The sequence below is a fragment of the Nocardia grenadensis NBRC 108939 genome (assembly GCF_001613445.1).
GTDB lineage: Bacteria > Actinomycetota > Actinomycetes > Mycobacteriales > Mycobacteriaceae > Nocardia > Nocardia grenadensis.
Map to the genome: position 1 here is coordinate 178,668 of NZ_BDCJ01000006.1, position 22,125 is coordinate 200,792.

22 protein-coding genes are annotated in these 22,125 nt (G+C 69.2%); 12 read left to right on the plus strand and 10 right to left on the minus strand.

Features of this window, described 5'->3' with window-relative positions; all coding sequences use genetic code 11:
* Positions 1-22 precede the first annotated feature (22 nt).
* Together NGR01S_RS07765 and NGR01S_RS07770 are read left to right on the plus strand one after the other, a co-directional pair.
* Positions 23-490 (plus strand): carboxymuconolactone decarboxylase family protein, encoded by a 468-nt coding sequence (locus tag NGR01S_RS07765; protein WP_063035496.1) that lies wholly within the window; start codon positions 23-25, stop codon positions 488-490.
* Positions 491-745: 255 nt separating this feature from the next.
* Positions 746-1,837 carry a 3-deoxy-7-phosphoheptulonate synthase gene (locus NGR01S_RS07770; protein ID WP_063035497.1) on the plus strand — a complete coding sequence of 364 codons (1,092 nt, stop codon included), beginning with the start codon at positions 746-748 and terminating at the stop codon, positions 1,835-1,837.
* Between the two features lie 96 nt (positions 1,838-1,933).
* Here the strand turns inward: NGR01S_RS07770 and NGR01S_RS07775 are convergent, their stop codons facing one another.
* The gene (locus tag NGR01S_RS07775) at positions 1,934-2,509 is read right to left on the minus strand and encodes a GNAT family N-acetyltransferase (RefSeq protein WP_245664478.1); all 576 of its coding nucleotides are present in this window, start codon (positions 2,507-2,509) and stop codon (positions 1,934-1,936) included.
* 104 nt (positions 2,510-2,613) lie between these two features.
* Between NGR01S_RS07775 and NGR01S_RS07780 the strand changes: the two genes are divergently transcribed.
* Entirely contained in the window at positions 2,614-3,543 is a 930-nt protein-coding gene (locus tag NGR01S_RS07780; RefSeq protein WP_063035499.1) for a sigma-70 family RNA polymerase sigma factor, read from the plus strand.
* 9 nt (positions 3,544-3,552) lie between these two features.
* Here the strand turns inward: NGR01S_RS07780 and NGR01S_RS07785 are convergent, their stop codons facing one another.
* From NGR01S_RS07785 to NGR01S_RS07795, 3 genes are all read right to left on the minus strand, one after another.
* Complete coding sequence (locus NGR01S_RS07785; protein WP_063035500.1) at positions 3,553-4,197, minus strand: LysE family translocator; 645 nt, start codon at positions 4,195-4,197, stop codon at positions 3,553-3,555.
* A gap of 79 nt (positions 4,198-4,276) precedes the next feature.
* Positions 4,277-5,071 carry a 2-keto-4-pentenoate hydratase gene (locus tag NGR01S_RS07790; protein ID WP_063035501.1) on the minus strand — a complete coding sequence of 265 codons (795 nt, stop codon included), beginning with the start codon at positions 5,069-5,071 and terminating at the stop codon, positions 4,277-4,279.
* A 62-nt stretch (positions 5,072-5,133) separates the two neighbouring features.
* Complete coding sequence (locus NGR01S_RS07795) at positions 5,134-6,408, minus strand: MFS transporter (RefSeq protein WP_218020745.1); 1,275 nt, start codon at positions 6,406-6,408, stop codon at positions 5,134-5,136.
* Between the two features lie 176 nt (positions 6,409-6,584).
* On the opposite strand from NGR01S_RS07795, the gene NGR01S_RS07800 reads away from it, so the two are divergent.
* The 6 genes from NGR01S_RS07800 to NGR01S_RS07825 all read left to right on the plus strand — a co-directional run bounded on the left by NGR01S_RS07800 (position 6,585) and on the right by NGR01S_RS07825 (position 12,389).
* Positions 6,585-7,253, plus strand: a complete 669-nt coding sequence (locus NGR01S_RS07800) for a cupin domain-containing protein (protein WP_063035503.1) — start codon at positions 6,585-6,587, stop codon at positions 7,251-7,253.
* Positions 7,246-8,094 carry an IclR family transcriptional regulator gene (locus tag NGR01S_RS07805; RefSeq protein WP_063035504.1) on the plus strand — a complete coding sequence of 283 codons (849 nt, stop codon included), beginning with the start codon at positions 7,246-7,248 and terminating at the stop codon, positions 8,092-8,094. Before NGR01S_RS07800 ends, NGR01S_RS07805 begins: the two co-directional genes overlap by 8 nt.
* Before the next feature lie 19 nt (positions 8,095-8,113).
* Positions 8,114-8,299 (plus strand): tautomerase family protein, encoded by a 186-nt coding sequence (locus NGR01S_RS07810; protein ID WP_063035505.1) that lies wholly within the window; start codon positions 8,114-8,116, stop codon positions 8,297-8,299.
* Between the two features lie 149 nt (positions 8,300-8,448).
* Entirely contained in the window at positions 8,449-10,119 is a 1,671-nt protein-coding gene (locus tag NGR01S_RS07815; RefSeq protein ID WP_063035686.1) for a DNA repair helicase XPB, read from the plus strand.
* Between the two features lie 40 nt (positions 10,120-10,159).
* Positions 10,160-10,828: a DUF3239 domain-containing protein gene (locus NGR01S_RS07820; RefSeq protein WP_174551678.1), complete on the plus strand. Its 669-nt coding sequence runs from the start codon at positions 10,160-10,162 to the stop codon at positions 10,826-10,828.
* A 157-nt stretch (positions 10,829-10,985) separates the two neighbouring features.
* Positions 10,986-12,389: a M1 family metallopeptidase gene (locus NGR01S_RS07825; protein ID WP_063035506.1), complete on the plus strand. Its 1,404-nt coding sequence runs from the start codon at positions 10,986-10,988 to the stop codon at positions 12,387-12,389.
* 17 nt (positions 12,390-12,406) lie between these two features.
* Here NGR01S_RS07825 and NGR01S_RS07830 read toward each other — a convergent pair whose 3' ends face one another.
* Positions 12,407-14,680 (minus strand): helicase-associated domain-containing protein, encoded by a 2,274-nt coding sequence (locus NGR01S_RS07830; RefSeq protein WP_063035507.1) that lies wholly within the window; start codon positions 14,678-14,680, stop codon positions 12,407-12,409.
* A 152-nt stretch (positions 14,681-14,832) separates the two neighbouring features.
* On the opposite strand from NGR01S_RS07830, the gene NGR01S_RS07835 reads away from it, so the two are divergent.
* Positions 14,833-15,021, plus strand: coding sequence for a hypothetical protein (locus tag NGR01S_RS07835; protein WP_039822140.1), 189 nt, complete (start codon positions 14,833-14,835; stop codon positions 15,019-15,021).
* Positions 15,022-15,090: 69 nt separating this feature from the next.
* Here NGR01S_RS07835 and NGR01S_RS07840 read toward each other — a convergent pair whose 3' ends face one another.
* Both NGR01S_RS07840 and NGR01S_RS07845 read right to left on the minus strand, forming a co-directional pair.
* Positions 15,091-15,744, minus strand: a complete 654-nt coding sequence (locus tag NGR01S_RS07840) for a transglycosylase family protein (RefSeq protein ID WP_063035508.1) — start codon at positions 15,742-15,744, stop codon at positions 15,091-15,093.
* 380 nt (positions 15,745-16,124) lie between these two features.
* Positions 16,125-16,370, minus strand: a complete 246-nt coding sequence (locus NGR01S_RS07845) for a hypothetical protein (RefSeq protein ID WP_063035509.1) — start codon at positions 16,368-16,370, stop codon at positions 16,125-16,127.
* A 187-nt stretch (positions 16,371-16,557) separates the two neighbouring features.
* Here NGR01S_RS07845 and NGR01S_RS07850 point away from each other — a divergent pair, with 187 nt between their 5' ends.
* Positions 16,558-16,977, plus strand: coding sequence for a cold-shock protein (locus NGR01S_RS07850; RefSeq protein WP_063035510.1), 420 nt, complete (start codon positions 16,558-16,560; stop codon positions 16,975-16,977).
* Between the two features lie 59 nt (positions 16,978-17,036).
* Here the strand turns inward: NGR01S_RS07850 and NGR01S_RS07855 are convergent, their stop codons facing one another.
* From NGR01S_RS07855 to NGR01S_RS07865, 3 genes are all read right to left on the minus strand, one after another.
* Entirely contained in the window at positions 17,037-17,543 is a 507-nt protein-coding gene (locus NGR01S_RS07855; RefSeq protein WP_063035511.1) for a DUF2771 domain-containing protein, read from the minus strand.
* Positions 17,540-19,075 (minus strand): MFS transporter, encoded by a 1,536-nt coding sequence (locus NGR01S_RS07860; protein ID WP_174551679.1) that lies wholly within the window; start codon positions 19,073-19,075, stop codon positions 17,540-17,542. Before NGR01S_RS07860 ends, NGR01S_RS07855 begins: the two co-directional genes overlap by 4 nt.
* 830 nt (positions 19,076-19,905) lie before the next feature.
* Positions 19,906-20,679, minus strand: a complete 774-nt coding sequence (locus NGR01S_RS07865) for a glutaminyl-peptide cyclotransferase (protein WP_063035512.1) — start codon at positions 20,677-20,679, stop codon at positions 19,906-19,908.
* A gap of 17 nt (positions 20,680-20,696) precedes the next feature.
* On the opposite strand from NGR01S_RS07865, the gene NGR01S_RS33135 reads away from it, so the two are divergent.
* Positions 20,697-21,968 (plus strand): DUF3027 domain-containing protein, encoded by a 1,272-nt coding sequence (locus NGR01S_RS33135; protein WP_373861401.1) that lies wholly within the window; start codon positions 20,697-20,699, stop codon positions 21,966-21,968.
* Positions 21,969-22,125 lie beyond the last annotated feature (157 nt).

Consider the following 22,125-nt stretch of genomic DNA (forward strand, 5'->3'; position numbering starts at 1 on the left):
CAGGAACGAAAGGAATCCGGATATGGAACCCCGTGTGAATCTCGCAGAGAACAAGGTGACCGCGAGCTACGTCAAGAGGTTGGTCACCGCCGGCAAGGTGGTCGAGAACTCGGGTCTGCCCGCAGCCACCTACGAACTGGTGAAGATCCGGGCGAGCCAGATCAACGGCTGCGCGGTGTGCCTGGATATGCACACCAAGGACGCTCTGCATGCCGGGGAAACCACACTGCGGATCAACCTCATCGCCGCATGGCGGGAGGCCACCGTCTTCACCGAGGCCGAACGTGCCGCGCTCGAACTCACCGAAGCGGGTACCCGGCTGGCCGACGGCGGCGGGGTGAGTGAGCAGACCTGGCAGCGGGTGCGCAAGCACTACGGCGACGACCAGATCGGTGGGCTGCTCGTCGCCGTCGCCACCATCAACGCGTGGAACCGGCTCAACGCCATCGCCCACTCCCCGGGCGGGAACTACGAGCCCGGCCAGTTCTGAATAGACAGCGGGGCGAGATTGTGTCTAATATCACTTTCCGCCATGCGATTCCGCCCCGCATCCATCCTCGTGGACAACCGCCTGGTACCGTCACCAATCGTGCAGCGCGTGTATTTCTGGTTTAGCAAGCCGGCCCGGGGTGGGTCGGTCTGCGGCTACCACGCGCGCTGACCAGTTTCCCCGAGCCGGATGACGACCGGCTCGACGGGCGAATATTTCCGTGGGTCGGCCCGAACGAGAAGGACACCACCCACGATGACAACCGCAGTCGATATCGACGCACGCCATTCCGATCTGGACGATCAGCGGACCCTCAGTGTGAGCCCGCTGCGCTCGCCGGCCGAAGTGCGCCGGGTCCACGCCATCACCGACGAGCACGCCGCCACCGTGCGGGCCGGACGTAAGTCCACCGTCGAGGTGCTCAACGGGGTCGACGACCGCCTGATGGTGGTCGTCGGGCCGTGCTCGGTGCACGACCCGGTCGCCGCGCTCGATTACGCGCGGCGGCTGGCCGCCGCGTCGGCGGAACTCTCCGATCGGTTGCACCTGATCATGCGGGTCTACTTCGAGAAGCCGCGTACCACGCTGGGCTGGAAAGGGCTGATCAACGATCCGCATCTCAACGGCAGCTTCGATGTCAACACCGGGCTGGGTATCGGCCGTCAGCTGCTGCTCGACATCACCGCGCTGGGCCTGCCGGTCGCCTGCGAGTTCCTCGATCCCATCACTCCGCAGTACATCTCGGATCTGGTCTCCTACGGCGCGATCGGCGCCCGTACCGCGGCCAGCCAGGTGCACCGGCAGCTGAGCAGCGCCCTGTCCATGCCGGTCGGGATCAAGAACGGGACCGACGGCGATGTGCAGGTCGCCGTGGACGGGGTCCGGGCGGCCGCGGCCAGCCATGTGTTCCCCGGTACCGATCTCGACGGCCGGGCCGCGCTGATCCAGACCGCGGGCAACGAGGACTGCCATGTGATCCTGCGCGGGGGATCCAACGGCACCAACTACGACGCGGCCTCGGTGGCCGACGCCTGCGCGCGGCTGGAGAAGTCCAAGCTGCCACAGCGGATCGTGGTCGACGCCAGCCACGGCAACAGCAACAAGGACCACCGGCGGCAGCCCGTCGTCGTCGCCGATATCGCCGAGCGGCTGGCCGCGGGTGAACCGGGTGTGGTCGGGGTGATGCTGGAGAGCTTCCTGGTCGAGGGCCGCCAAGACCTCACTCTGGGCCGGTCGGCCGATCTCACCTACGGCCAGTCCATCACCGACGCCTGCATGGACTGGGACACCACCGCCGCCCAGCTGAACCGGCTGGCCGACGCCGTCGCCCGGCGCCGCCGGCGTTGAGGATCCGGTCGCTGCGCCGTACGGACCGGGAGTCCGCGGCGCGAGCGGCCGGGCCGGCGACCGTGCGTCTCCGGCAGCGACCACCCGACGGCCGGATCAGACCCCGGCCGGCCAGCCGTCCGCCGGACCGGGCGGATCGGTGTTCAGCCGGGCGGCCATCCAATGGTCGCGACGACTCCCACGTAACACGCTGCCGAGCCGTGCCAGGCCCTCGTAACGGAAGCCCTGGGCGCGGACCGCGGCGGCGGATGCGTGATTACCGACGAAAGCCCGCCAATGGATACGGGCCAGGCCCATCCCGTCCGGGTCGAAGCCGAAATCGCACGCCAGCGTGAGCGCCCGCGATATCAGGCCCTGGCGTCGGTACTCGGCGGCGAGCCAGTAACCGATCTCGGCGGAGCCGCTGTCCGGCGGCCGCACACCCAGGCCCACGGTCCCGATGAGGCGGCCGTGCTCGCCGAGCCGGATCGCCCAGCACGGACTGCCATCGGCCCAGCTCTCCGCCGACCTGGTGCGGACGAAGTGCTCGGCGTCGGCGTGGGCGTAGGGCACCGGGACGGTCACCCATTCGGCGATCGCCGGGTCCTGGCAGCATTCGACAATCGACTCGATATCGGACTCCACCGGCCGGCTCAGCCAGACGGTCCCGTCGGTCAGTGTGCGCTCCTTCACCCGTCGATGGTGGCAGCCGGCGAAGGTCTCCGGCATCCGATTTCTCGGGCCGGCGCGCCGGGGCGTTACTCGGCCGGGCGGCGGGGCTCCGTAGAATTCCCGCGGTGGTAGCCACACTTCTCGCCGACCTCTTCGAGTCCCATCGCGGACATCTGCTGGCGGTGGCCTACCGGCTGACCGGCAGTGTGGCCGATGCCGAGGACGCGGTGCAGGAGAGTTGGTTGCGGCTGGCCGGCACCTCGCAGTCGGAGATCGAGGATCTGCGCGCCTGGTTGACGACCGTGGTCTCCCGGCTCTGCCTGGACCGGTTGCGCAGCGCCGCGGTGCGCCGGGAAAGTTATGTGGGGCAGTGGCTTCCCGAACCGGTGGTGAGTCCGCTGACCGGTGTGCCGGGGCCGGATCCGCTCGCCGCGGTGGTGCTGCGCCAGGAGTTCCGGCTGGCCGCGCTGGTGGTGCTCGATCAGCTCACGCCGCCGCAACGCGTGGCCTTCGTCCTGCACGAAGGTCTGCAGGTGCCCTACGCCGAAATCGCGAACATCCTCGACATCACCCCGGACGCGACCCGCCAGCTGGCCGCCCGGGCGCGCAAGGTCGTACGCGAACAGACCCCGCCGGTCGCCGCCGACACCGAGCACGAGGCCGCCGTGCAGAAACTCCTGGTGGCACTCGAAACCGGTGATGCCCGTGCGGTCGCGGCAGTGCTGCACCCCGACGCGAAGATGATCGGCGATTCCGGCGGCACCACCCGGACCGCGCGCAATGTGATCCTGGGACCGGACAAGGTCGCCCGGCTGTTCCTCGGCCTCATCCGCCGCTACGGGCTGGACCGGCCGGGCGCCGGTCTCGGGGCCGAGGATATGGAGTTCGTCCGGGTCAACGGCCAGCTCGGCGTGCTGTTCCATGCTCGTCCGGGCGACGGCGACTATCCGGGATTCCCGTCGCGGGTCATGGGATTCACCGTGGTGGACGGTGTGATCCAGAGTGCCTACGACCACGCCGATCCGGCGAAACTGCGCGGGGTCCGGTTGCGCTGACTCGACCGTTCAGGCCGGCGCCGGACGGGTCCGGTCGGTGAGCAGCAGGGCTGCCATCGCCCCCAGCACCGAACCCATCACGAACCGCTGGACGCGTAACCACAGCGGCCGTCCGCTCAAGAACCCCGCGACGGTGCCGGCGGTGCACACGATGAGTGCGTTCACCACCAGCGCGACGCTGATCTGCACCGCACCGAGGCACAGACTCTGGGCCCATACCGGGCCCGCCCCGGGCGATACGAACTGCGGGATCAGCGCCAGGTACATGACGGCGATCTTCGGGTTCAGCAGATTGGTCACCAGCCCCATGGTGAAGAGCTTGCGGCCGGGATCCCGGGGGAGTGGTTCGGGGGTGAAAACCGAGACCGCGCCCGGCCGGATCGCCTGCCAGGCCAACCACAGCAGGTAGGCGGCCCCGGCCGCCTTCAACGCGGTGTACAGCGCCGGGACCAGGGCGAACACCGCGGTGATCCCGGTCGCGGCGGCAGTCAGGTAGACGCCGAAACCGGCGGCGACCCCGGTCAGCGAGATCATTCCGGCGCGCCGGCCCTGCGAAATAGTGCGGGAGACCAGGTACATCATGTTCGGGCCGGGGGTGAGCACCAGGCCGAGCGCGGCCACCGCCACCCCGGCCGCCGCCGCGAGTTCGATCATGGGTTCAATACTGGTTTGCCGGTCGGGCGGTGTCTCGGTCCAGTTCGCACCAAGTGGTTGTGCAAGACAGTGCCGCGGGTCAGGCTCCGGTCACGTTCACCGTTCCGAGATGGGTGAATTCGGCGGCGATCTGCGTACTGGACTCGACGGGGACGGCATCGGTCATCCCGCCGGTCAGCACGATCCATCCGGCTTCGAGCGCCAGTCCGCGTTCGGCGAGCGCGTTCGCGGCGAGCGCGAGCGCCTGGGCCGGATGGCCCTGAACGGCCGCACCCGTCGCCGAATCGACCACAGTGCCGTCCACGCGCAGCACACATTCCTCGAGTGCGAGATCGAGGTCGGCCGGGCTCCGCTCGACCCCGCCGATGACGAATCGAGCCGAGGACGCGTTGTCGGCGAGGACATCGGGCAGGGTGAAGCGGAAATCGGTGAATCGGCTGTCGATCACTTCCAGGCCCGCGAAGACGGACCCGACGGCGGCCATCGCGGTGGCGGCGGTGACCCCGGGACCTTCGAGTCGTTCGCCGAGCACGAAGACGATCTCCGGCTCCACCCGGGGGTGGATGAGCTCCCCGGTAGGAATCGGCGTACCGGCCTCGAGCACCATCGCGTCGGTCAACCATGCGGTCAGCGGCGAGCTGATCCCCATCCGCTGCTGCTTGGCCTGTGAGGTCAGCCCGAGTTTCACCCCGACGATCTTCTCGCCGGCCGCCACCTTGCGGGCGATCAACGCATCCTGCACCCGGTACGCGGTCGCCACGTCGAGACCGGGCCAGTCCTCGGTGACCGGCTTACGGTCGGTCCTGGTCCGCTCGGCGCGGAGCAGGACTTCGGCGGCGGTCTCGACATTCCACCCGGTGCTGTCTGTATTCATGCGGAGAAGAGTTCCTTTCCTGCGGTGATCCCGGCCTCGGGCTATCCCGCGTCGGGCTGTGGTCAGCGGGCGAGGTCGTCGGATGGCCCGAGGTTCCCGGTCTCCAGTTCACGCCCTCGGGTCTCGGGCAGGAAGAAGAAGACGATCGCGGCGGCGAGTAGGTAGAACAGGGCTGTACCCATCATCGCGGCGCCGACTCCGGCCGAATGCGCCATGAATCCGACCATGGCCGGGGCCAGTGCGCTGGCGGCGCGGCCCGCGTTGTAGATGAACCCCTGCGCGAAGGCTCTGATCTCGGTGGGGAAGAGTTCCGCGAAGGTGGGACCGAATCCGGAGTAGAAACCCGTGCCGAACAACGCCATCACCGGGCCGAAAGCGAAAACGACGGCGGGAGCGGTCAGCGTGAGGAAGATCGGTATGCAGATCACGGCCGCGCCGAAGTAGACGATGAAGGCGTTCCGGCGGCCGATCCGGTCGGCGACGTAGCCGAAGGAGATGAATCCGGCCGCGGCCCCGATCTGCATGACGATGATCCAGGTGGTCGACGACAGCATGTTCATCCCGCGCCCGCCTTCCTCGACCGGTGAGGCGAGGTAATTCGGGATCCAGGTGAAAAGTCCCCAGTACCCGCACATGGCGGCGGCGGTGAACGAGAGGCAGACCGCGACCGCTCTGGGTTGCTGCGTGAACAGCTGCCGCAGCGAGGCGAGAGCGCCGAGTCGGGTGCCCGCCTCGAGCCAGATCTTCGATTCCTTGGTCTCCCGCCGCACCCAGATGGCCAGCACCGCGGGGAAGACACCGATGAAGAACGCCCACCGCCACCCGAGCGTGGGTACGACGAGGAACGCGATCAATGCCGCGAGCCCGTACCCGGTGGCGAACGCACTCTGCACCCAGGCGAGGACCTTGCCCCGATGGCGCGCGGGCCAGGTCTCGGAGACGAGGGCGGTCCCCGCACCCCATTCCCCGCCGACACCGAGTCCGACGATGACCCGCGCGGCCATGAGCGTTCCCATACCGGTCGAGAAGCCGCAGAGCATCGTCCCGATCGAATAACAGAGAATGCTGGCGACCATGGCCTTGGTCCGGCCGAAACGATCGGCGATATAGCCGAAGATCATGCCGCCGAACGCGGATGCCAGCAGCGTGAAGGACGCGATCATGCCCGCTGTGTCCCGGTCGCTTCCGAAATCCGAGATCACGTAGGTCAGGACCATCGAGAAGATGACGAGGTCCATGATGTCGAGCACCCATCCGAGGTAGGCACTCCAGAAAGCGCGCCACTGATCTTTGGTGGCTCCGCGGTACCACCGCGCTTCCGGGGCTGGTCCTGTCACGGTCATCTCCTTCTGAGAACGCAACCGCGCCACATGTATCGATCAGCGAGACTCGAATTCAGGCTGTCGTGACGTCGGCGTGGCGACGGTAACACGAAGTCCGGTACTGTTGCGACCATTGGTACAAGCGTATCGATGAGCGATACGAAGCTTGGATTTCGCGAAAGGGTTCCGCCATGCCACACACGATGTTCCTATTCGAGGACCACCTGCCCGCCGGCACCAAGCCGGTCTACCTGCCTCGCGGAAACCGCTCGATCTACGTCGTATCCGGCGGACTCGATATCCACTCCGACGACTGCACCCGGTACCTGTCCGAAGGCTCCGCCCTCGTCGCCGAGGACGAACTGGCGCTGCACGCCACCGAGGTCGACTCCACGATCTGGCGATGGGAACTGGCCGGCGCGGACTCCGACGAGACAGCGCACACGCTGCGTTCGGCCCCCCAGGCATCCAGCGCGCTGAAGCTGGCCGCGAGCCTCGATATCGACGAGCGCTACACCTGGCTCATGCGGTGCGACACCGTGACCTTTCCGCCCGGAGGTACCGCCCTGACCCATCTGCACCAGGGCCCCGGGGTTCGCATCACCCTGTCGGGCGAGATCACCATCGAGACCGAGGGCACGACGCAGGTGCACGGCCCGGGTTCGGCCTGGGCGGAGAAAGGAGTTGTCCCGGTTTTCGCGCCGACCACCGAGAAGGGTCCCACCGTCTTCGTCCGATGCTTCCTGCTGCCCAAACAGAACAAAGGCGCGAGCTCGATTCGTTTTGTCCATCCCGAAGACAACGAGAAGATCAACACCCAGAAGTACCGAGTCCTCATGGAAAGGGTGATCGTTGCCTGACAACGCGAACGAAGACGCGCTGCCCGAGCCGCCGGCGACCGGGCCCCGCGCGCCGGCCGTTCCCGCGTCGGACGCCCAGCCGACGCCGACCCTTCTTCCACTGCTGATCCTGGAGAAAGTGCTCGAACGCAGCGAGCCGTGGGGGGTGACGGCACTGGCCGCCGCGTTGGGTCTACCCAAAGCCCGTATCCACCGGCACCTCGGCAGCCTCCGGGACTCGGGTTTCCTCTCCCAGGATTCGGCAACGCGCGCCTACGAACCGGGGTGGCGTCTGCTGCTGCTCGGGCAGCGCATCGGCAAGCGGGCCGAGATACTCACTCTCGCGCGCCCCGTCATGACCCGGTTGCGTGACGAGATCGGCCAGACGATCGTGCTCTCGCAACTCACCGACCACGGCGTCACGGTCACCGAGGTCATACCCGGCGGGTCGCCGATCGATGTGATCTTGAGCCCGGGGACGCAATTCGGCTACAACAGCGTCGCGCAGGGGAAGGTGGCCCTGGCGTTCGGTTCCGCCGACCAGGTGCGCACCTGGTCGCGCCTCGCACCCGAATATCGCACGCCGAGTACGATCCTGGATCCGGCGCAGTTCCGCGCACAGGTGGCGAACGCCCGCCGGCAGGGTTGGGCATCCGCCCCGGAGGAGACGTTCCGCGGAGTAAATGCCGTCGCGGCGCCGGTGTTCGCGCACGGCGGCGACCTGGTCTGCACCTTGGCGGTGATCGCTTCCATCCACTATCTGCCGGATCCGCCGGCCGACGCTGTGGTCGACGCGCTCACGAGCGCCGCGCGGGCGTTGTCCGAGGAGCTCGGTCACCGGATTCGAGACCGCCGACCATGATCGTTCGAAGGAGAACCCCGTGCCGATAGTTCAGATCACCCTCGTCGAGGGCCGGGCCGCGGAGAAAGTCGAGAATTGCATTCGTGAGGTGGCCAGAACCGTCGCCGAGACCTTGGAGGCGCCGATCGGGACGGTCCGCGTCGTGGTCCACGAGGTCGAGCCGAGCCGGTTCGCGGTCGGTGACACGTTGAAGAGCGATAGCTGAGGCAACTCGCCTCCCGGGTCCCTTCAGGTCGGCTGTCGCAGCCGGATCGGCGGGCCGGACGGGGCGTCGACCCGGCCGGTCGCCCCGCGCCGGCGCCCCTGTCGGTGGTTTCGGGGACAATGGGTCGGAGCCGAGGTGAGGAGGTGTCCGTGGCAGACGGGCCGCTGATCGTGCAGAGCGATAAAACAGTGTTGCTGGAAGTCGATCACGAACTCGCGGATGTGGCGCGCCAGGCGATCGCCCCGTTCGCCGAGCTGGAGCGGGCGCCCGAACATGTGCACACCTACCGGGTGACTCCGCTGGCCCTGTGGAACGCGCGGGCCGCCGGGCACGACGCGGAGCAGGTGGTGGACGCGCTGGTCGGGCATTCCCGGTTCCCGGTGCCCCAGCCGCTGCTGGTCGATATCGTCGAGACGATGGCCCGTTACGGGCGATTGCAGCTGGTGAAACATCCGGCACACGGATTGACGCTGGTCAGCCTGGACCGCGCGGTACTCGCCGAGGTGCTGCGGCACAAGAAGATCGCTCCCATGCTCGGCGAGCGCATCGACGAGGACACGGTGGTGGTGCACCCGTCCGAGCGCGGGCACATCAAACAGCAGTTGCTCAAGATCGGCTGGCCCGCCGAGGACCTGGCCGGCTATGTCGACGGCGAGGCCCATCCGATCGACCTGGACTTCCACGGCGCGAGCTGGCAGTTGCGCGACTATCAGGAGATGGCCGCCGATTCCTTCTGGGCCGGCGGGTCCGGGGTGGTGGTGCTGCCGTGCGGGGCGGGCAAGACGATGGTGGGTGCGGCCGCGATGGCGCGTGCCAAGGCCACCACCCTCATCCTGGTGACCAATACCGTCGCCGGCCGCCAGTGGCGGCGGGAGTTGCTCGCGCGTACCTCGCTCACCGACGAGGAGATCGGTGAGTATTCCGGGGAGCGCAAGGAGGTCCGGCCGGTCACCATTGCCACCTACCAGGTGATCACCCGTAAATCGAAGGGTGAGTACAAGCACCTGGAACTTTTCGACAGCCGGGACTGGGGCCTGGTGATCTACGACGAGGTGCACCTGCTGCCCGCTCCGGTTTTCCGGATGACGGCAGATCTGCAGTCGCGGCGGCGGCTCGGTCTTACCGCGACTCTGGTCCGGGAGGACGGCCGGGAGGGCGATGTCTTCTCGCTGATCGGCCCCAAACGCTATGACGCGCCGTGGAAGGATATCGAGGCCCAGGGCTGGATCGCCCCGGCCGAATGTATCGAGGTCAGAGTCACGCTGACCGATGCCGAGCGGATGACCTACGCGACCGCCGAGCCCGAAGAGCGCTACAAGCTCTGTTCCACCGCGCACACCAAGATCGCGGTGGTGGAATCCATCCTGGACCGGCATCGCGGGGCGCCCACCCTGGTCATCGGGGCGTATCTGGACCAGCTGGAAGAACTGGGCGCCGCCCTGGACGCACCGGTGATCCAGGGGTCGACGAAGAACAAGGAGCGTGAGGCCCTGTTCGACGCCTTCCGCCGCGGCGAGATCCCGGTGCTGGTGGTCAGTAAGGTCGCGAACTTCTCCATCGACCTGCCGGAGGCGTCGGTGGCGGTGCAGGTCTCCGGCACCTTCGGGTCGCGCCAGGAAGAAGCCCAGCGGCTGGGCCGGTTGTTGCGGCCCAAACAGGACGGCGGTCAGGCCCATTTCTATTCGGTGGTGGCCCGCGACACTCTGGACGCGGATTATGCCGCGCATCGGCAACGTTTCCTCGCCGAGCAGGGTTATGCCTATCGCATAACGGATGCCGACGATCTGCTGGGGCCCGCCATCGGACCCGGCGAACAATAAGGGCATTCCGAACTCGACGAATTGTGTTAGGAATGGCGACGTGCGACGCATCGAATTCGCGGTGGACCGCCGGCACGCCCACGCGGTCAATGAAGTAGTCGCCGAACGCCGCCGGGTGCGGCTGTCCGCGGTGCTCGCCGCCGTCGCCGCGACGGCTGCCACCACCTCTCTGGTGTGGCTGGGGCATCCCTGGTCCTATCCGCTGGCCCTGGCCTGCGCCCTGAGCGCGGCGACGGCGCTGTGGGTGGCGCTGTGGGCGCCGCGCCGGGCCGGAATCGACCGCCTCTACGCCGAGGGCGAACTGGTGCCGGCGGTGGTCTCGCGCATCCAGGCCCGCGGCGCGGTGCTGCTCGCCCTGGTCAATCTGGCTCGCCGCGATTCCGGCGAGCAGCGATACGCGCTGGTCACCAAGAAGGTGCGCCGTCTGCCCGGACATCGGGTAGTCGAGGGGGAACGCGTTCCGGCCGTCGCGGTGCGCGGCGACCGGACCACCCGATCGATCGGCGAGCGCTGGATCCCGGTCGAGACGATGCCGATCGCCTGGGGTACCGCCGATACCGCGGTGATCGAGCGGGCCCGCGCGGCCATCGCCGAGAACGAATGGCGGCTGCTCACCGACAATCTCGCCCGCGCCGACGAGGTCCATCGCAGTGCGGCGAAGCGGTTGCTGCTCGACCCGGCTCAGCTGCCGGAGGGGCTCGGCGCCTGATCCGGCCCGGATACCGCCGGACGTGTAGTGGATCCGGCGTCGGGAAACGCTCGCGCGCCGCGTTTTCCGGGGTACCGGAATCCGAGACCGAATGCGACTAACGTCGTCGGACGAGATCACCCGGGAAGCACGATTCGATCACGGAAGGTGGAAACGTATGAGGCTCGGCCGCTGGCTGATCGCCGGGGTGGTTGTGCTGGCGAGCCCGGCGCCGGTTCCGGCCGCGGCACAGGCGCCGTCCGCGTCACTGGCGGGATCGGACGGCCTGGGTGACCCCTACTTTCCACAGGACGGTAACGGCGGTTACGACGTCGCGCACTACGACGTGACCCTCGGCTACGATCCGGCCGATCACCGGCTCACCGGATCCACCCGGATCGACGCGGCCGCCACCCAACCGCTGACCGCGTTCAATCTGGATTACAGCGGCCCCCCGGTGCGCGCCGTGCGGGTGAACAACGCACCGGCCGGCTTCGAACGGCAGGAAGCGCACGAGCTGGTGGTGCACCCGGCCCTGCCGCTGCTGCCCGGGCTGCCCTTCACCGTCACCGTCGAGTACGCGGGTACCGCCCCGGATACCCGCGGCGAGGGCTGGACCTACGCACCCACCGGTGGCGTCTTCGCCGCAGGACAACCACATTCGGCGAGCAGCTGGTATCCGCTCAACGATTCCCCCCGGGACAAGGCGACCTTCACACTGCACACGACCGTTCCCGAGGGATGGGAGGTGGTGTCGGGCGGGGTTCGGGTGCGCGACGAGGTGCGCGACGGATTCCGTACGGTGAGCTGGGAGCAGCGGCATCCGGTGATCGGCTATCTCACCACTGTCGCCATCGACCGTTTCGACTACCTGGAGCGGCGCCGCGCGAACGGTATGCCGTTGCTCAGCGCTTTCGCGCCGGGCGCCGAGGGTTTGCGGCAGTATGAGGAAAAGCTGCCGCAGGTGCTCGATTTCATCGAAGGCCTGTACGGCCCGTACCCGTTCGACGCCGGCGGCGGTATCTTCCTGTCCGCCGATATTCCGTTCTCCCTGGAAACCCAGACCCGGCCCACCTACGCGGCCTGGGCGGACCTGAACACCGTGGTGCACGAGACCGCCCACCAGTGGTGGGGCGATTCGGTGTCGGTGCACAGCTGGTCCGATATCTGCCTCAACGAATGCATCGCCAGCTATACCGCCGACTATCTGTGGCCAGAGCGGACCGAAGGCGCCGATGTGGACGCCGAATACCGCAAGACGATCCGGGAGATGCTGGCGGAGCCGAAATTCTGGGCCGTTCCACTGGAGGATCCCGGCCCGGAGAAAATGTTCACCTCGGTGTATTACCGAGGGCCGCTGTTCTTGCACGCCTTGCGGAAACAGCTGGGAGACGAGGTCTTTTTCGCGGCTCTGCGTGAATTCGTGACCTTCCACGCCTACGGCAATGCCTCGATGCGGGACTTCCGTACCTTCGTCCAGTCGAAATCGCCGACCGATCTCACCGGTTTCTTCGACGCCTGGCTGCGCGGTACCACGCCGCCGCCCGAGCAGTACCTCTACCCGGGATCGCTACGCGGCTGAGCACCGCGGCGGCACGGTTATTCGAGCAGCGCCACCGACGAGATCCGGTGCAGGGTGAACTGCCGGACCGTGCCGGTGACCGGGTCCAGCGCGTCCAACTGCCCATTACCGACCCGCACCGGCTCGACGACCCGCTGGATCGCGGTGCCCTTGGCGTCGACATAGCCGATATGCACCTGCCGCCGCACCCGCGCGGCCAGCTGGAGCAGGGCCAGGGCGGCGGCCGTGCTGGTGCGGGTCCCGTCACTGCGTACCACCTGCCCGGAGGTGGCGGTCGCGGCACGCTCCCCGGCGCGTAGCTCGGTGACCAGCAGTTCCAGCTGATCGGATGTCGGCGGGGCCGGCCGATACGGTTGCCGGGCCAGCGGCCGCACACCGATCCGCGCACCGCGTTGACGCAGGTCCACGATCGCGCCGGAGGCGTCCTCGCCCGCGGGTGCGAAGCCCGCCCGGCGCAGTTCTTCGAACAGTTCACCCAGCGGCGCCTGCGATATCGCCACCGTCGGCGCGATCCCACGCAGGGCCAGGGTCTCGGCCACCGGGGAGGCCAGGACCTGCGCCAGCAGGGCCGGGTCCTCGCTGCGCACGAACGACTGCGCCATCCCGGCCCGCAACCGGCCGTGCCGCCGCGCCACATCGTCGATCAGATAGGTGAGGGTTTGTGGAACCGGAGTCCGGGAATGCCGGCCGAACAGGCTGTGCAGCTCGGCGGCGGTCAGACCGGCGTCGAGCGCGCGGCGCAGGGTGGACTCCCCGATCCGGTAGACGGTGGCCGCCCCGGCCGACTCCACATCGGCGACCAATTCGATCCGGCGCTGAAGATCGGCGGTCAGGGGTCCGGGAGCCACCACCGTCAGATCGGCCTGGACCAGCACATGGTCCACCGGCTCGGGGAGGGCGGCCTCCAGGGCGGCTTCGGCGGCCGCGAGGCTATCGGTCAGCAGCATCCGGCCCGCTCCGGTGAGCGCACCCCGGCCCACCACACCGAGCCCGGCGGCCTCGTACAGGGTGTTGTCCACCACTTCGCGGCGGAAATGCCGACGGCGCCGCGGGGTACGCCAGGCCAGCAGCCGGGCGAGTCCGGCAGGTTCGAGTTCGGTGCCGGGTGGTTGCTCGGCGAGTGCTTCGAGCACGATCCGCCGGTCCCGCACGGCGTACGGCACCCGGAGTTCGTGTGCGAGCGCGGCCAGCGGTTTGTCCGCGGCATCGCGCAGGCCGATCATCCATGGATAGCGGTCCAGCTCCAGCCAGGCATGCACGAGCGGGACCCAGCGGCGGGCCGACGGCGCCTCCAGCCAGGAATCCGCGGCCGGGGTCGGCGCCCAGAAATCGTCGGCATCGGCCTCCGGCGGCGGGTCGGGGAAACCTTTCTCGATCAGTTTCGCCGCGGCCAGCAGTTCCACCAGCAGGCCCGCCCGGGTCTCATCGATACCGGCGGCCTTGGCTATCCGGCGCAGTTCTCGTACGCCGAGACCGCCCGCGCGCAGTGCCGGCGCGGGCAGCTGACCCAGCACTTCCAAGATCGCGGCGCAGTGCCGCAGCAGCTCGCCGACCTCGCCCGCACCGACGCCGTCGACTTCGCTCGGTGGGTGCGGGATCGCCCGGGGCCCGGGTTCGGCGAGCCGGTACGGGTCGGTGACCGGTTCGCCGCGCAGCAGCTGGCCCACGGCGGCCGGTAGCTCCACCGTCTCGTCGTCGATCCGGCGGAGCAGCCGGGCGGCCAGCAGCCGGGGGACGGGCCGGTCGGCGGGCGCGTCCGGGGCGGCATCCCGGGTACGTCCGCGTGGTCCGGTCTCGGCGAGTTTGTCCAACAGCGCGCGTTCGGCCTCGGGAAGATCGGTGAGCGCGGCGGCTATCTCCGATTCGGACGGCGCCGGGGCGGTCTCCACGCCGCTGCCCAACGGCCACGGCAGCGCCTCGGCGACGGCGGGTACGAGACGGATGCGGTCGCCTTCGAACCAGAGCAGCGCCCGGTCGGCCAGTTCGGTGACGGCCGCGTCCACCGTCGCGGCCTTGGCGCGGGCACGCAGCGCGCGTTTGAGTTCGGTGCGGGTCATCGGTTCACCGGCGCCCGCGGTATGCAGGGCCAGCATTTCCACGACCGCGAAGGGCACGGTGCCGAGATCGTCGGCCGCGCGCAGTACCGAAGCGCGCTGTTCGGCGCGGGCGGCGAGCACCGCCAGGGAGGCCGGCAACGGGACCGCGAGATCGGGCCGACGTTCCAGCAGTGCCACCAGCTGTGCGTCGGATCGGGCGCCGAGCCAGGCGGTGAACGAGTCTTGGCCGGTCATCCGGTCCAGACTAGCCGGGCGCCGCGGGTTCGGTGGGGCGTGGCCCGGCGACTCACGCGGCTCGGTCCGGCGGGCCGGTCCCGAGCCCGCGTCGGGTGTCGCCGAGGCGGTTGACATGCGGTACCGCGGCGAGGCCATGCCAGAATGAGAGGGTGGTGAACAAATCGAAGAAACCCTATATCGACAACGGCTGGCCCGAGGTGGCCGACGGTGAGCACGCGGTCACCGAGCTGTCGTCGTCCCGCTCCGGTAATCTCTCGCCCTTCGGCGAGGACACCGAGTTCCCGGTGGCTGCCGACCAGCTGCCGTACCTGCACCCGCACACAGTGATCAACCGCTGAGCGGACGAACGAAAGAACCCCGCGTCACCTGATGGTGGAGCGGGGTTCTTTCGTAGTAGAGGTGCCCGGTCAGGAGGGCAGCAGGCCCTTGTTGGCCTCGAAGACATTGAGCAGGCCCGGGTCGAGCTGCGGGGTGCCGGCCTTGACGGCTTCGAACAGATCCAGTGCGGGCTGCGGGACCTGAACACCCTGCGCCTGAACGGCGGCGAGCGCACGATCCACGGCGGTGTAGACCTCCTGGGTCTGCGTGGGTGCCTGGGCCGGAGCCTGGGCCTGGGTGCCCGGCGCGGCCTGGCTGCCCGGGGTTTCGGTCTGCACGGCCGGAGTGTCGGCCGGGGTTTCGCGCGGGGTCGCGCCGCTGGACAGGCCCAGCGAGGAGGAGCAGGAGGGCCAAGCGCCCCAGCCCTGCGAGGCGAGCACATTCTCGGCGACAGCGATCTGCTGTTCGCGGCTGGCCTGGTTGGCGGTCGGCGCGTAATCTCCGCCGCCGTTGGCCTGCCAGGTGCTCTGCGAGAACTGCAGTCCGCCGTGATAGCCGTTGCCGGTGTTGATGGCCCAGTTGCCGCCGGCTTCACACTGCGCGAGTCGATCCCAGTCGGAGTCGGGTGCCGCGCTGGCTGTACCGGCGAGGGCTACACCCGCACCGCTGATCATGGCGCCGGTGACGGCAACCTTGGCCACAGTGCGACCGGTATTGGTGGGCTTGCGGTGGCGTCCACTCATTCGGGTTCGTCTTCCTCTCGTACGCACCTGCGAGGTATTCGCTCGGGTCCAGGCTGAGAGGGTGCCCGTCCCGCCCTCGCCCCTCTTGGTTTCCGTTGGGGTCCGGTACCCGCGGGGCGAGGTTCGGTGCGGCGGGCCGGTGGGCCGGATGTGCCCGGCTGGGGTAGACGGTACGACGTTCCGGCCGAAAAATCACTATTTGGTAACCGGCGTGTGCGGATGGGTTGCGGAGCGGTCACAACCGCCCGCCAGCGACTCTCCGCAGCTAGTGGGACTGCATGAGGTATCCGCCGGGAGACACGCTGCCCCGTTATCGTGCCGTTATGTGATTATCATCACATCAGGCTTGGGAATTCGATGAGCCGGGTATTCGACAGTTGTCACCTGGATCGGCGACCGGAGCGCAGTGCGAAGATCAACGCCACGACAAAGCCGACGGGAGCCAGCATGGCGCCCAGGTACAACCAGAGCCCCGGCTCGCCGTCGGTGAGGATCGGGGTGAGGAAGATCGCCACCACCGACAACAGTCCGAGGGCGAAAAGACCCAGCGCGAGCTGAAGTAGCCAGTTGCCGGGGGTGCGCCCGGACGGGGGGCCGGAAGGCCGCGGATCGGCAGGATTCGTCACCGCTCGACCGTAAAACTGATGTGCTGGGGCTGTACCCACCGGGGTAGACTCGAAACGATCTCGCGTCCTGCTGCTTGCGGGGCGCGTTTTTCGAGTAGGGGAAAAGACCTGCCAACAGCGGGTTTCAGCAGACGAGCGTGCCCGGGCCCGGTGGGCCGGGCGCCGAACAGACGAACGGGTGAGCGCAGTGCCGACCGGCAAGGTGAAGTGGTACGACGTGGAAAAGGGCTTCGGCTTCCTTTCCCAGGACGAGGGTGAGGACGTCTATGTCCGCTCGTCCGCGCTGCCCCAGGGCGTCGAGACGCTCAAGCCCGGTCAGCGGGTCGAGTTCGGGATGGCGGCCGGGCGGCGCGGGCCGCAGGCGCTGAGCCTGAAACTGGTGGAGGCGCCCCCGTCGGTCCGGCAGAACCAGGAGCGCGGCGCCCGCAAGGAGCCGATAGCGCGGAAACACAGCCCCGACGAACTGCACGGCATGGTCGAGGACATGATCACGCTGCTCGAGGCGAAGGTGCAGCCCGACCTGCGCAAGGGTCGCTACCCGGATCGCAAGACCGCGCAGCGGATCTCGGAGGTGGTGCGCGCGGTCGCGCGGGAACTCGACCGCTGACCCGACGCGCACGACGCCGTAGTGGGCCGGCCGGATCATCCGGCCGGCCCACTGTCGTCTCAGTCCGTTTTGATCGACCACACCGCGTGTGGGATGGGGAATTCGTTGCCGGCCTCATCGATCGCGATGATCATCACCTGCAACTCCACACCGATCAGCTCCAGCTCCGGTTCCGGCCGGGAGGCAACGGTCAGGGCGCGAGTATTCGCCGGATGGTCCCGGTAGGAACTGGGCCGCTCGACGATCTCCCCGTTCTCGCGGGCGTACAGCGGCAGCAGTTCCCACGGGCTCTCCACGAGAGCGTCCGGCAGCGAGATCTGCAGGGGGTTACCGGCCGGCACGTCGAGATAGACGGTTTCGCCCTGCCGGCAGTCCTCCATCCGCACCGTGCAGTAGCGGAACGGCGGCACCGTCACCGTGGTGCCGTGCGCGTAGGCGGTGAGTTCCGGGTCCTTCGGCTCGACGTTCCGGGCCAGCAGCCAGACCACGCCGGCGGTCGCGGCCACCAGCAACAGGATCCCGGTCAGGGCCGGCGCGAGGGTCGTGCGGACTTTGTTCGTACTCACCGGGCGGCTTCTCCTCGTGGGGGGTCGTAGTGCGGGAATTCCTGCTCGGCGTGCAGCGGTCGGCGACCGCCGAGACCGGGCAGCAGACTGAACCCGCGGTAGCTCAGCACAGTCTGGACGAGGCCCCCGACCAGTACCGCACTGACCACCGCGAAACCCTTCCAGTAATCGGTCGGCAGCAGGACTCCGCCGGCGCCGCCGATCACCCAGCTGAGCTGCAGGACGGTTTCGGACCGGCCGAATCCGGAGGCGATCGACTCGGGCGGTAGATCGTCCTGGATGGCGGCATCGAGCGACACCTTGGCCAGGGCGCTCGCCCCGGCGGCGATCAAGGCGGCCACCGCCGCGCCGAACAGGTTGTCCATCACCACGGCGAGCACGGCGACGGCTGCGCAGCCGATGGTGCAGTTCACCACGATCAGCGAAGGCCGGCCGAGCCGGAGCCGGGCCCCGGCGGCGTTACCCGCGAAATTACCGACGGCGGCCGCCGCGCCGACCAGGCCGAGCATCGCGGCTTGCTGTACCGGCCGGTGTTCGGTCGCCTTGGCCACGAACGCGACGTAGAAGGTCAGGAATCCGGTGAGCACGCGGATACTGCCGTTACCCCACAGCCCGGTGACGACGGCGCGCCCCAGCGGCTGACGGCGTTTGCGGGCCGGTACCGGGTCGTCGGCGGCGGCGCCGTAGGTCTCGGTGTCCCCGGCGCGGGCGTGGTAGCCGAGCGTGGTCGGCACTTCCCCCTCGGTGATCTCCACCCAGCGCGGGATCTTCCAGCTCAGATAGGCCCCGCCGACGGCGATACCGGTGGCCAGGATCAACGCACCGGTCGAGCCCGCGATCGCCGCGACGGCCGCGGCGACGCCGCCGGCACCCAGGGTGCCGCCGACCAGGCCGAATACGGTCAGCCGGGAGTTCGTGCGCACCAGATCGATATCGGGCGGCAGCACTCTGGGTGTCACCGCGCTCTTGAGTACCGCGAACGATTTGCTGAGCACCATCATGCACAGCGCCAGCGGGTACAGCACCCAGCTGTCGAAACTGAAGATCAGCACCACCGCCACGACCGCGCGCGCGGCGAACGAACTCGCCAGGGCCAGTCGCCGGCCGCGCTGCAAGCGGTCCAGCGCGGGCCCGATGAGCGGCGCGATGACCGCGAACGGGGCGATCGTGATCAGCAGATACAGCGCGACCTTCGTTTTACTCTCCGCGGTCGCACTGGCGAAGAACAGGGTGTTGGCGAGCGCGACCGCGATGGCGGCGTCCAGTGCGAAGTTCGCCATCGTGGCGTAGGTGAGCGCGGTCAATCCGGATTTGTCCGCGCCGTCGGCCTCGGCCGCCCGCCGGAAGGTGGCGATACCTTTCTCGGTGATCTCGCGGCCGCGCATCGCCGCCACCCGGGTGACGGTGAGTTTGCGGGGGACACGCCGGCCTTCGGCGTCGTAGTCCGTGGCGGCTTCCGCGCTCGGGTACTCCTTGGTCGCGGGCGGTTCCTCCGCACCGCCGGCATGCGCGGCGGTGCGCCTGTCGCGCACGCCGTTCGGTTCGGTGCGGTCCCACGCGTCGGCCCCGGGGCCCGGCCGGTCCGCGGGCTCGGAGCGGCCCGCGGTGGGTGGCGGGCGTCGTCCGGCGGCACCGGACCCACCCGGATCACGCTGGGCCCCGGGGCCGGCCGGGGAAGCCGAGCCCCCGGGGGTGCGGTGATCCATGGGTGGGCCCGGTCGGAAGCGCGAGGTCGACCCCGACAGGGAAGCATCGGCCGCCGGTCCGGCACCACCGGCCCGCGGAGCGGAGCTGCCCGCGACGGGAGCACCCGGGATCGGCCGTTCCCGCTCGCCGGCGGGCCGCCGGCTGTTCCCGGGCGGGAGCGGCGCGCCGTTCGGCTCCTCGGCCCGCCGGCCGGGGCCCGGTTCCGCAGTCCCCGGCCGCACCGGTGGATCGGGCGGTTCCGCCGACCCGCGTGACCCGCTCAGCGAGCCGAGTATGCGAGCGAAGCGACCCCCTCGCCCCGGCGCACGGTCCCCGGACTCCACCGGCGGGTTCCGGTGACCACTCTGCGCCGACCGGGACGAATGGTCGTCCGGCCGCGCGCCGGACCCGGCAGCGGGCAGCGGGCGGGTCGGCGGCGGGGTAGGACGACGGTTGCCGGGGTCGGGCTCCCGATTGCGGTGTGGCACGTTCGGCGGGGGGTAGCGGTCGAAACCTGGATGCCGCTGGGGTGGCGGAGACTCGCCGGCGGGCCACTGACCGCGATCGGAACCGGAGGGCTCGCGGGAAGTGGGCACATCATCAATTCTGGCCCACCGCGGCGCCCGGCAAACTCCGCCCTGCTCACAGCGGCCCGAAAGTGAGATGTGTCGCGCCGTCAGGCCGGCACGAAACGGACCTCGAACACCGTGGGCCAGTACTTTCCGGTGAGCAGGAAGCGGTCGGTGCCCGGAATCTGGGCGATTCCGTTGAGCACGTCGGTCTGCGCGCGTTCGGCGGGTGGCAGCAAACCGGCGGCATCGACGATCGCCAGGACACGCCCGGTTTCCGGATCGATCCGCAGAATTTCGTCGGTGGGCCAGGAGTTGGCGTAGACCGAACCGTCCTCGGCGCATTCGAGTTCGTTCAGGCGGGCGTCGGTGTGCGTGGTCAGTCGCACCGATCCGGTCCGCGCGAAGGACACCGGATCGCGGAACGTGAGCCCGGCTGATCCGTCGCTCATGACCAACTGCCCGTCGCGGGCGCACAGGCCCCAGCCCTCGCCCTCGTAGCGCACCTGACGTTTCTCGGCCAGCGTCCGCGGGTCGCGAGCGAAGGCGACCCCTTCTTTCCAGGTGAGCTGCCACAGCGTGTCGCCGGCCAGGGTGATCCCCTCGCCGAAGAAAGGCGGCGGGAGAGGGACGCGGGCGAGTTCGGCGCCGGTCGCGCGATCGGTTGTCCGCACCCCGGAGAACCCGACCATCCCGGTGCTCTCGTACAGCACCTCGCCGTCGATCTCCAGCCCCTGTGTGAACGCGCCCAGGTCGTGCCGATGGGTCGCCAGCACCTCGATGTCCAGGCGCGGTACCGCGTCGTCGGTGTTCCGGCAGGCGGCCGTGGCGAGCAGGCAGACCAGCACGGCACCGACCCAGGTTCGCCGAGTGCGCTTCATACGGCAAAATGTAGACCGTGAGCGCAGTATCTGTTTCGGACACCGAGGTGCGGACGATCCTGGCAGGGTCCGTCGACCTGGCTCGTAGTGCGCTCGTGGACCTGGAACCGACCGGGGTCGGAGCGCATCTGGGAGTCCGGGCCGAGGACGAATGTTCGGCGACGCACCGTTTCGAGGCCACACTGCCCGGCTACCACGGCTGGCAGTGGGCGGTGGTGGTGGCCGCCGCGCCCGGCACCGACCGGGTGACCGTGAGCGAGTCCGCGCTGCTGCCCGGCCCCGACGCGTTGATCGCGCCGGAGTTCGTGCCGTGGGACCAGCGCGTCCGGCCCGGCGACCTGGCGCCCGGCGACTTGCTGGCCCCGCCCGCCGACGACCCACGGCTGGTCCCCGGCTATACCGCTACCGGCGACCCCGAGGTCGACGAGACGGCCCCCGAGGTGGGTCTGGGCCGTAAACAGGTGCTCAGCCGGGAGGGCCGGGCCGAGGCGGCCGAACGCTGGTACGCCGAGTACGGCCCCGATACCGAGATGGCCAAGGCAGCACCCGGCTCCTGCGAGACCTGTGGTTTCTATATGCCGCTGGCCGGTGCGCTGCGCGCCTGTTTCGGCGTCTGCGCGAACGCCATGGGCGCCGACGGCCATGTGGTCCACATGGGCTACGGCTGCGGCGCGCATTCGGACACCCAGCTGCCGACGGGCGCCGGGTCACCGATCTATCAGGCCTACGACGACGCCGCCATCGAAGTGGTCGCCGTACCGCCGAAGTCGCCGGAGACCGGATCCGGGAGTGAGGCGGCCGCCGAGGCCGACGTCGCGGCGAACACGGTGGTGCCGGGACACGCGGTCGTGGCCGCTCCGCCGGTGAGCGGGGCGGGGCCGGAGGCGGCAGCACCCGAATCCCGGACCGCTACCGAGGCCGTGAGCCCGGCCGGTGACGACCCGGCCGCGCAGGCCACCGCCGGTCCGGTCGCCACGAGCGAACCCGGTCCGGCCGGCGATTCGAGTACCGAAGCAGCCGCGGAACCGATCACCGATTCGAGCACCGGACCGGCTGCCGAATCGGCCGCTGAGCCGGTTGTCGAGTCCGGCCCCCCACCGGCCGCCGAGGCCGCCGAACCGGTTGTCGATTCGGGCACCGAATCGGCGATGGAGTCCGGTTCCGAACCGGCCGTGGAACCGGAAACCGCCGCCACAGACCGGACCGGTGTACCGGCCGCCGGGCGGGAGACCGGCGAGCAGACCACGTCGGAGACCGGCGACTCGGCCCACGGACCGGTCGACCACTGACCAGCCGGCCGCTGCCCCGGCTGTGCACGGTAAGCCCGCTGCGCTCGGGCACGTACGCTGGCTCGCGTGAGTGAGACCGGTGCGGTGGGCAATACCTTCGGGCCCGTGGGAACAGATGCCGGAACCGCGGATCCCTTCGGCACCGCCGATCTGCGTG